Here is a 9,060-nt window from a genome sequence, read left to right as displayed (position 1 = left end):
GCGGGAGAGTAGGTCGCTGCCAGGTCTGCAAAACGCAACTAAATAATCTTCTCAAAACAAACCAACGGCCCAAAGCCGAAAAAAGGGCCGCCCGCAAAGCGGCCTTTCGTGTTATGATGAAATAAGCAAATCCAACGATTTGCATGGCGCGGGGTGGAGCAGCCCGGTAGCTCGTCAGGCTCATAACCTGAAGGCCGCAGGTTCAAATCCTGCCCCCGCAACCAAACAAATAGCCCGCCATCAAGGCGGGCTTTTTGTTGGGTAACGGGTCGAGGATTTAACCCCTCATCAGGGGGCCCCAAGGAGGCAAAGCCGACGCAGAGGGACAGAAAAACTACAAATCCTGCACCCGCAACCAAATCTTCCCTCTTATCTTCCGGAACAGCAAGATCGGTTATCGCTGGCGTGAAGACTTCATCTTCGCTGGCCATCGGTAGCTCGTCGTTCGCTAAAGCTCACCATAACCTGAAGGGTGAGCAAAGCGAACGCTGCAAATCATGAACACGAAACCAATCAAATTGCCCGCCATCAAGGCGGGCTTTTTGCGTTTCTAGGACCTGTCGTCCGGTGATCGGGGCCAACAATTCCTCAAGGACGGCTATTGGCCTGGGCGTGAAAGCCTTTTCCCCCAGGATCTCACATATTCTCGGGCGTGACGATTTCGAAGGCGATGGTGCGCTGGATGGTGCTGCCGGATGCGCCTTGCGTGATCGTCTCGATCATTGTCTGGACGAGAACCGCGGACGTCTGTTCCAGCGGATGACAGAGGGCTGCGGTTATCATTCCCTCCGAGAGGCCCTTACGCGTTTCCGGGCCGATGTCCCGGCAGACGAGGCGGATGCTTCGGCGCCGCTCCGGCGGAACTTCCCTGAGTGCCCGCAAGACGCCTGAGATGCCGCCGCCTACGATCAGGATGCCGGTGAGGTCGTCCGTCGTCGCCAGCAATTCCCTAACCATCCTATAGGCTTCGTTCGGCTCCTCATGCGTGGGGCGGCTGTCCTCGATGGTCAGATGTGGCGCGTGCTCGCGCACGTAGGAGCGGAAGCTCGCATCGGAGACATCCTGACACTGGTAGCGGTGATTGCCGATGAAAACGGCTATGCGTCCAGGCCCGTGGGTCATCTGCGAGATGAGCCATGCCGCCGTTCGTCCCATTTTCCAATTGTCGGCTCCCACGTAAGCCGCTCTCTCCCGTGCGGACTGGTCGGTGATATAGGCAATGACAGGCTTGCCCTTCTCGTGCAGCTCGCGGATGGCTTGGGCGATGACGGGGTGATCGGCGGCGATCACGGCGACGGCGTCACAGTTGGCACCAAGAGCTTTGAGCCGGCCGGCAATATTCTCAGGCGTCAGCAGATCCACGAAGTCGATAACGGGGTCGACGACTTCGTCGCGCCGCGTCCGGCATGCCTCGACGATCTTCCTGCCGAAGAGCTGGTAAAGCTCACGGCTCGATTGCTGCAGCAGGAAGCCGAGCCGGTATTTCGGCACCGATTTGCGCAGCCGGTCCTCGATTGCGCCGGCGCCGTAAAAGCCGATCCGCTCCGCGGCCGCCTGGACACGCTGCACCGTCGTGCCTTTGACGGAGGCGCTTCCGGCGAGAATTCTGTTCACGGTCGCGATGGAGACGTCTGCCTCTTTGGCAAGATCGGTGATGGTTGGCCGCCGCATGATTGCTCCCCTCATCGTCAAAACCATAATGTCATTATGATTGATATGCTATGATACTTTATGCATGTTTAGTATGATTTCATATTTCGAGAATTTCAAGCGGTGATATGTTTCTCTCACGGTCACGCCAGGGAGGCGGGCCAAGGGAGGAAGACTGAGATGACTGAATTTCGCCGTCTCGCGGCAACCGTATCGGCTGCCGCCATCATCACCTGCGTCGCATCGGCCGTCATGGCCGCCAATATTTTCGTCGTGGGCGGAAAACCGGACGATCCGTTCTGGTCGATCGTAAAACGCGGCGCCGAGGATGCCGGCAAGGTCGTGGAGGCGCAGGGCGGCAAGGTCGTCTGGCTCGGTCCTCAGAACTACGACAATCTCGGGGTCGATGCGGCTGAGCTGATCCGTCAGGCCATCGATCAGGGCGCGGATGCGATCGTCGGTCCGGATTGGGTGCCGGAGGCCATGGACCCGGCGTTCAAAGCAGTCGTCGACAAGAAAATTCCACTGGTCATCTACAATGCCGGCGGCATCGAAGCTGCCGATCGCCTCGGTGCGATGAACTATGTCGGCTCCAACGATTATCTCTCGGGCAAAGCCGCGGGCACCTATTTCGCCAAGCACGACTTGAAGAACGCCGTCTGCCTGAACACGCTGCCTGGCGCGGCCAACATCGAAGCTTTCTGCAAGGGCATGATCGAAGGTGTCACGGAAGGCGGCGGCGCCGGCTCGTCTCTGCCATTGCCGGCAACCTCCTTCGGTTCGGCGACCGCCGTCGCCCAGGCGCTGAAAGCGCATCTTCTGCAGCATCCCGAGATCAACGCGGTGTTTGCGATCGGCAATGTCGACACGAATTCCGCGGTCAACGGCGTGACGCAGGCCGGCAAGCAGGGGCAGGTGAAAGTCTGCGGCATGAATATGGATGAAACCATCCTCAACAACATCAAGGGCGGCACGCAACTCTGCGCCGTCGACCAGCAGGGATATCTGCAGGGCTATCTCGCAGTCTCGATCCTCAACGGCAAAGTCAATTACGGGCTTACCGTACCGACCCGCGAAATCCTCACCGGTCCCGGCGTCATCGACGCTTCGAACGTAGACGCCACCTTGGCGGGTGTGAAGGCCGGCGCCCGCTGAGGCTCGGCTGAGTGTCGTGAAGCCGCCTGTCCCTCACACGGGCGGCTTCACGTCTTCCAAAAAGCGCCGACCGCTACCGGTCAACGGCTTCATTGGTGGTATCAAATGAACACGAGAAACAGTGTCCTTGCCTCCTCCGCTCCTTCAGGCGGCCAAGATATCAAAGCGACGATCGGTCAGCTTTCCCGCCGTCCCGAAGCGGGCGCGCTGTTGGGGCTGGTCGCGGTGTTCGTTTTCTTCGGCCTGGTCGGCGGCACGGTCTTCCTGTCTTCAGCGGGTTATGCGAGCTGGCTGAACGTCGCCGCCGAGATCGGCATCGTCGCCCTTCCGATCGGGCTCCTGATGATCGCGGGTGAAATGGATCTCTCGATCGGCGCAGTCATTCCGGCGGCATCGCTGACGATGGCGATCATATCGGGCCATTACGGCCTTCCCGAGATTGTGGGCATTTCCGCCGGCCTGGGCGTCGGGCTCATCGTCGGCTTCTTCAACGGTTATCTCGTCAACCGCACCCGTGTGCCTTCTCTGATCATCACGATCGGTTCGATGTTCGGCGTCATGGGGCTGACGCTGGGCTTCACCGTGCTGATCGCCGGCAGCACCGGCGTGTCGCTCGTGCCGAGCCCGAGCGTCAAAGCGCTGCTCGGCGATTTCGTCGGCGGCATGTTCCAGGTGACGATCTTCTGGTGGGGCTTGTTCGTGGCGGCGTTCTTCTGGCTGCTGCACATCTCGCCCGTGGGCAACTGGATCTTCGCTCTCGGCGGCGACAAGGTTTCGGCCCGCAACGCCGGCATTCCGACGGAACGACTGACTATCGCGCTTTACATGCTGTCCGGCTTTTCCGCCGCTTTCGTCGGCGTCAGCCAGGTGCTGGTCTATCAAAGCGCGCAGGTGCTCGGTGGGCAATCCTTCATCTTCAATTCGATCATGTGCGTGGTCATCGGCGGCGTGCTCCTGACCGGGGGCGCTGGATCGGTGGTCGGCATCGTCTTCGGCACGCTGACTTTTGCGATCGTCAACCAAGGCATCTATTTCACCGGCATCGACCCCAATCTCGGCAGCGTCATCATCGGAGCGCTCCTGCTGCTCGCCGTGATGATGAACGACAAGTTCCGGCTGATGGCGATGTCCTATGCGGCGAAGAAGAAGTGAGGGCGGGGAGATGAGCGGCTTTTCCATGGGACATTTTGTGCGCCGTCCCGAATTCGGCGCCGTGTTGAGCTTCGTGGCGGTGATTGCCTTCTATGTCGCCTTCGGCGGCGTGAGCCTCGGTGCGCTCTTCGGCGCGGCAAGCTGGATCAATTTCGCGGCCAATCTCGGCATCGTCGCCTTACCCGTCGGCCTCCTGATGATATCGGGCGAGCTCGATATCTCGATCGGCGCGATGATCCCGGCAGGCTCGATGTCGATCGCGATCCTCTCGGGCTATTACGAGTTACCGATCGTCGTCGGCATGCTGGGCGCGCTTGCCATCGGCGTTCTCGTCGGGCTGGTCAACGGCTTGCTGGCGGTGCGCACGAGCGTGCCCTCGCTGATCATCACGCTTGGCACGCTGGTCGCGGTGCAGGGCCTCGTTCTCGCGGGATCGGTCATTCTGACCGGAGCCGCTTCGGTCCCGCTCAATGCGCCGGCCTGGGCAAAGACGGTGTTCGGCGATCTCATCCAGGGCAAATTCCAGGTGATCATCCTGTGGTGGCTCGTGCTGACCCTGGTCTTCGGTTTCGTGCTGCACGCAACCCGCTACGGCAACTGGATCTTCGCGATGGGAGGAGACGAGGTGAGCGCCCGCAATGCCGGCATCCCGACGGATCGGCTGAGGATCGCTCTCTTCGTTCTGTCGAGCACGGCCGCTTCTTTCGTCGGAATGTGCGGCGCCATCCTCTTCAATTCCGCGCAGGTCTCGGGCGGCATGAACTACATCTTCAATACGATCGTCTCGATCGTGGTGGGCGGCGTGCTGCTCACGGGCGGCTTCGGTTCCGTCGCCGGGATCTTTCTCGGGGCGCTGACCTTCGCCGTCGTCAACCAGGGCATCTACTTCACCGATATCGACCGCAACTGGTCCAACCTGATCATCGGCGTGATGCTGATGGCCGCCGTCCTGATGAACGACACGTTCCGGCAGATGGCGCTGAGCTTCGTGTCGAAGAAAAACAAGTGAGCGTTACCATGTCTGACAATATTGCGATCCTTGAACTTCAAAACGTCGACAAGAGCTTCGGTCCGATCGACGTGCTGCACGACATCTCGCTCAAGGTCCGGGCGGGCGAAGTGCTCTGCCTACTCGGCGACAACGGCGCCGGCAAGTCGACACTGATCAAGACGCTTGCCGGGGTCCACAAACCGACGCGCGGCACCATCCTGATGGACGGTGCGCCGGTCGAATTCAGCGGACCGCGCGAGGCACAGGAAAAGGGCATCTCGACGGTGCATCAGTTCGGCGGCACATTTCCGCTGATGTCGATCGGTCGCTCCTTCTTCGTCGGCGTCGAGCCGACGAAGGGCTGGGGGCCGTTCAAGGTCTATGACCGCAGGAAGGCCAACGAGATTGCGGTCAAGGCCGTGCAGGATTTCGGCATCACCCGGATCGATGATGGCGATCGTCTCGTCGGCGGGCTTTCGGGCGGCGAACGCCAGTCGCTGGCGATTGCGCGGGCCGTGCATTTCGGGGCGCGTGTGCTGATCCTCGACGAACCCACGGCCGCGCTCGGCGTCAAGCAGGCGGCACACGTGCTGCGGATCGTCAACGAGGCGAAGCGGCGGGGCCTGGCGGTAATCTTCATCACCCATCAGGTCATGCATGCGATGGCGGTCGGCGATCATTTCGCAGTGCTCATCCGTGGGGCCATCGCCGCCGATTTCCGCAGGGGCGAGAAGAGCCGCGAGGAAATTACCGACCTGATGGCCGGCGGCGAAACCATGGCCGGCCTCGAAGCGCAGATAGACACCTACATGGCCAGCCACGAAGGGCAGCCGCCGCCGGCACCCTAACGGCTGACGGCACCACACAAGAGACAGCGCAAGCGCACAGCTTCCGGCGGGCCAGAAAGACGGCGGCCGGAGAAGGGAAAATCATGTCCGCAATCTGGAGATCAAAATGAAGATCGCACTCGACCCGTTCATGCATCGGCATCTCTCGCTCGAAGAACTGCCCCGGAAGGTGAAGGAACTCGGCTACGACTGGATCGAGCTATCCCCACGCGGCGATTTCCTCGAATGGTTCAAGGCGCCGCGCGTCTTTCCCGAGCGGATCAAAACATTGAAGCGCTCGCTGAAGGAGGCGGATGTCGGGATCGCCTCGCTGCTGCCGATGTACCGCTGGGCCTCCAACGATGAGACCGAGCGCAAGGCGGCGGTGAAGCACTGGAAGCGGGCGATCGAAATCGCGGTCGAGCTGGAAGTCGACACGATGAATTCGGAGTTCGGCCGCGGTCCGCATCCGGACAAGGGATCTTGCTATTGCTGCCATACCGGCTCGATGATCGAGGCCTGCGAGGACGCCTGGTGGCGCTCGATGGAGGAGCTGGTGCCGGTCTTCGAGCGCGAGGGCATTCAGCTCAATGTCGAGCCGCATCCGGAGGACTGGTGCGAGACGCTGCAGCCGGCGCTCGACATCATCCGCACGGTCAATTCGAAGAGCGTCAAGTTCCTCTATTGCGCCCCGCACACCTTCTATTTCGGCGACGACACCAAGGCGATGCTGCGCGAGGCGAAGGACGTGCTGGCGCATGTCCATGTCGGCGATACGTTCAATCACAAGGCCTCGTCCGGCCTTCGCTATATCCTCAATCCGCCCGGCACCAATGCCCGGGTGCACCAGCACCTGAATATCGGCCAGGGCGAGGTTCCGTGGGACGAGTTCTTCGGCACGCTCGCCGAAATCGGCTTCGACGGCATCATGACCGCCTGCGTTTTCGCCTGGGAAGACAAGGCCGATCAGAGCGGCACCTTCATGCGCTCGGAAATGCAGCGCTACATCGACAAGCACTGGGGGGCAAAATGACCCTTCGGGTTGGCATCATCGGCACGGGTATGATCGGGCAGGATCATATCCGCCGCCTCACGAAAGTGGTTTCCGGCGTCGAGATCGTCGGTGTGACCGATATCGACCAGGTGCGGGCGGCCGCTGCCACCCCGGCGGGGGCGGAGGTGTTCGCCACCCCTGCGGCCCTGATCTCTTCGGAAAAAGTGCAGGCCGTGGTCATCTGCTCCTGGGGGCCGGCGCATGAGGAGCAGTTGCTCGCCTGCATCGCCGCCGGCAAGCCGGTCTTCTGCGAAAAGCCGCTGGTGACATCCGAGATGGCGGCGCTCCGTGTGATGGAGGCCGAAGCGGCTTTCGGCCGGCGGCTGGTGCAGGTCGGCTTCATGCGCCGCTTCGATGCCGATTATCGCCGCCTCAAGGTGGTGATCGACGGAGGCAAACTTGGCGCACCGCTGATGTTCCATTCCGTGCATCGCAACGCATCGGTTCCCGAAGGGCTTTACACCTCCGAGATGCCGCTGAACGACACGCTGGTGCATGATGCGGATATTTCCCGCTGGCTTCTGTCCGACGAAGTTACCGGAGTAGAGGTGCGCGTGCCGCGCCGTTCCTCGCGCGGCGGCGCGTTGCGCGACCCGGTCTTCGTTCTCCTGCACATGGCCTCGGGCGCGCTCGTCGACGTCGAGATCTCGGTGAACATCGCCTATGGCTACGATATCCGCGGCGAGATCAGCTGCGAAGCGGGCGTTGCGGCGCTTCCGAACCGTCCGGCAACCGTGATTTCAGATGCGCACGGCATTCGTCAGGCAATCCCCGAGGACTGGCGGGAGCGCTTCATCGATGCCTACGACCAGGAATTCCGCGAATGGATCGTCGCCGCCTCCGGCGGCACGGCCAGCGGTCCTTCCACCTGGGACGGATATGCAGCGACGCTCGTGGCAGATGCGGCCCTGCGCGCTGTCGACAGCGGCGGTCTCGAGCCGGTTCAAATGATACCGAAACCCAACCTTTACGGACCTCCGGCCGCCATGGCGGCGGAATGATGCGGCAGGCTATTTCAGGAGCGATGATCAGATGATCAACGGAGAAAGAACGATTTCACGCCCACTGCGCTGGGGTATGGTCGGTGGCGGGCGCACCGGTCAGGTGGGCTACAAGCATCGCACCGGGGCGCTGCGCGACGGCACCTATCGGCTGGTCTGCGGAGCCTTCGACCTCGACGCCGAGCGCGGACGCGATTTCGGCACGAAGCTCGGCGTTGTCGCCGACAGATGTTATGCCGACTACAAGGAGCTGATCGCCGGGGAGGCAGGGCGCGAGGACGGCATCGAGGTCGTCTCGATCGCCACGCCGAATTTCACCCATTACGAGATCACCAAGGCATGCCTCGAAGCCGGCCTGCATGTGATCTGCGAAAAGCCGCTATTCTTCACCGTCGCCGAATGCGATGAGGTTGCCAAACTGGCCGAGGAGAAGGGCCTGATCGTCGGCGTCACCTACGGTTTCACCGGCCATCCGCTGGTTCATCAGATGGCGGCGATGGTCAAGAAGGGGATGCTCGGCGATATAAGAATCGTCGACATGCAGTATACCCACGGCTTCAACGCGGGCGACGATGTCGGCGCCGGCGAAGCGGTGAAATGGCGTACCAATCCAAAGACGGCGGGCCCGACCTTCGTTCTCGGCGATATCGGCACGCATCTCTACTACCTCTCGGAAGTGGTGCTGCCGCATCTGAAGATCGAAAAGCTGCTCTGCGACCGCAAGGCCTTCATTCCGACCCGCGCGCCGCTCGAAGACCATGCGACGGTTCTCATGCATTACGACAACGGCGCCCGTGGTCGTCTCTGGGTATCGTCGGTCAATGCCGGCAATATGGGGTCGCAGCGCTATCGCTTCGTCGGCTCCAAGGCCTCCATCGAATGGTCCGATTCCCATCCCGACCAGTTGATCTACGAAGTGCAGGGCGAGCCGAACCGCACCCTGCATCACGGCATGCCTTATCTCGAAGAGGAAAGCCTCGCGGTTGACCGCATGGGTGCGCTGCATACCGAGGGCCTCGGCGACAGCTGGGCGAACATCTACCTCTGGATCGCCCAGGCGATCGACGCCAAACGCCGTGGCGATGAGGCCTTCCTCAAGAACCATCCCTATCCCGGCATCGAAGCCGGCACCGAAGGCGTGCGCTGGCTGGAGAACTGCGTGCGCTCGGCCGATGCGGGTTCCGCCTGGGTCGACTTCAAATGAGTACCCCGGGGGCGCGCCGGCTCTCC

The 9,060-nt window shown here is 61.6% G+C and carries 8 protein-coding genes and 1 tRNA gene; 8 read left to right on the top strand and 1 reads right to left on the bottom strand.

The features are described 5' to 3' along the window. Positions 1-147 precede the first annotated feature (147 nt). Positions 148-224 (top strand) — tRNA-Met (locus ATY78_RS24485). A 412-nt stretch (positions 225-636) separates the two neighbouring features. Here the strand turns inward: ATY78_RS24485 and ATY78_RS24480 are convergent. Continuing rightward, positions 637-1,671 (bottom strand): LacI family DNA-binding transcriptional regulator, encoded by a 1,035-nt coding sequence (locus ATY78_RS24480; protein WP_088684879.1) that lies wholly within the window; start codon positions 1,669-1,671, stop codon positions 637-639. A 159-nt stretch (positions 1,672-1,830) separates the two neighbouring features. On the opposite strand from ATY78_RS24480, the gene ATY78_RS24475 reads away from it, so the two are divergent. The 7 genes from ATY78_RS24475 (at position 1,831) to ATY78_RS24445 (ending at position 9,034) form a co-directional block, all read left to right on the top strand. Further along, positions 1,831-2,805: a sugar ABC transporter substrate-binding protein gene (locus tag ATY78_RS24475; protein ID WP_088684878.1), complete on the top strand. Its 975-nt coding sequence runs from the start codon at positions 1,831-1,833 to the stop codon at positions 2,803-2,805. Between the two features lie 105 nt (positions 2,806-2,910). After that, positions 2,911-3,957, top strand: coding sequence for an ABC transporter permease (locus ATY78_RS24470; protein WP_088684877.1), 1,047 nt, complete (start codon positions 2,911-2,913; stop codon positions 3,955-3,957). Positions 3,958-3,967: 10 nt separating this feature from the next. Next, positions 3,968-4,966 carry an ABC transporter permease gene (locus tag ATY78_RS24465; protein ID WP_088684876.1) on the top strand — a complete coding sequence of 333 codons (999 nt, stop codon included), beginning with the start codon at positions 3,968-3,970 and terminating at the stop codon, positions 4,964-4,966. Positions 4,967-4,974: 8 nt separating this feature from the next. After that, positions 4,975-5,796 carry an ATP-binding cassette domain-containing protein gene (locus ATY78_RS24460; RefSeq protein WP_088684875.1) on the top strand — a complete coding sequence of 274 codons (822 nt, stop codon included), beginning with the start codon at positions 4,975-4,977 and terminating at the stop codon, positions 5,794-5,796. A 106-nt stretch (positions 5,797-5,902) separates the two neighbouring features. Beyond that, the gene (locus ATY78_RS24455) at positions 5,903-6,808 is read left to right on the top strand and encodes a sugar phosphate isomerase/epimerase (protein WP_088684874.1); all 906 of its coding nucleotides are present in this window, start codon (positions 5,903-5,905) and stop codon (positions 6,806-6,808) included. Beyond that, positions 6,805-7,830 (top strand): Gfo/Idh/MocA family oxidoreductase, encoded by a 1,026-nt coding sequence (locus ATY78_RS24450; RefSeq protein ID WP_088684873.1) that lies wholly within the window; start codon positions 6,805-6,807, stop codon positions 7,828-7,830. The genes ATY78_RS24455 and ATY78_RS24450 overlap by 4 nt, the downstream gene beginning before the upstream one ends. Before the next feature lie 31 nt (positions 7,831-7,861). Then, positions 7,862-9,034 (top strand): Gfo/Idh/MocA family oxidoreductase, encoded by a 1,173-nt coding sequence (locus tag ATY78_RS24445; RefSeq protein WP_088684872.1) that lies wholly within the window; start codon positions 7,862-7,864, stop codon positions 9,032-9,034. Positions 9,035-9,060: the final 26 nt, after the last annotated feature.

The sequence above is a fragment of the Rhizobium sp. R635 genome, from assembly GCF_002211285.1.
In the GTDB taxonomy this organism is placed as follows: domain Bacteria; phylum Pseudomonadota; class Alphaproteobacteria; order Rhizobiales; family Rhizobiaceae; genus Rhizobium.
The sequence above is the reverse complement of the archived record's forward strand: the minus strand, read 5'-3'. Positions and strand labels throughout refer to the sequence as shown.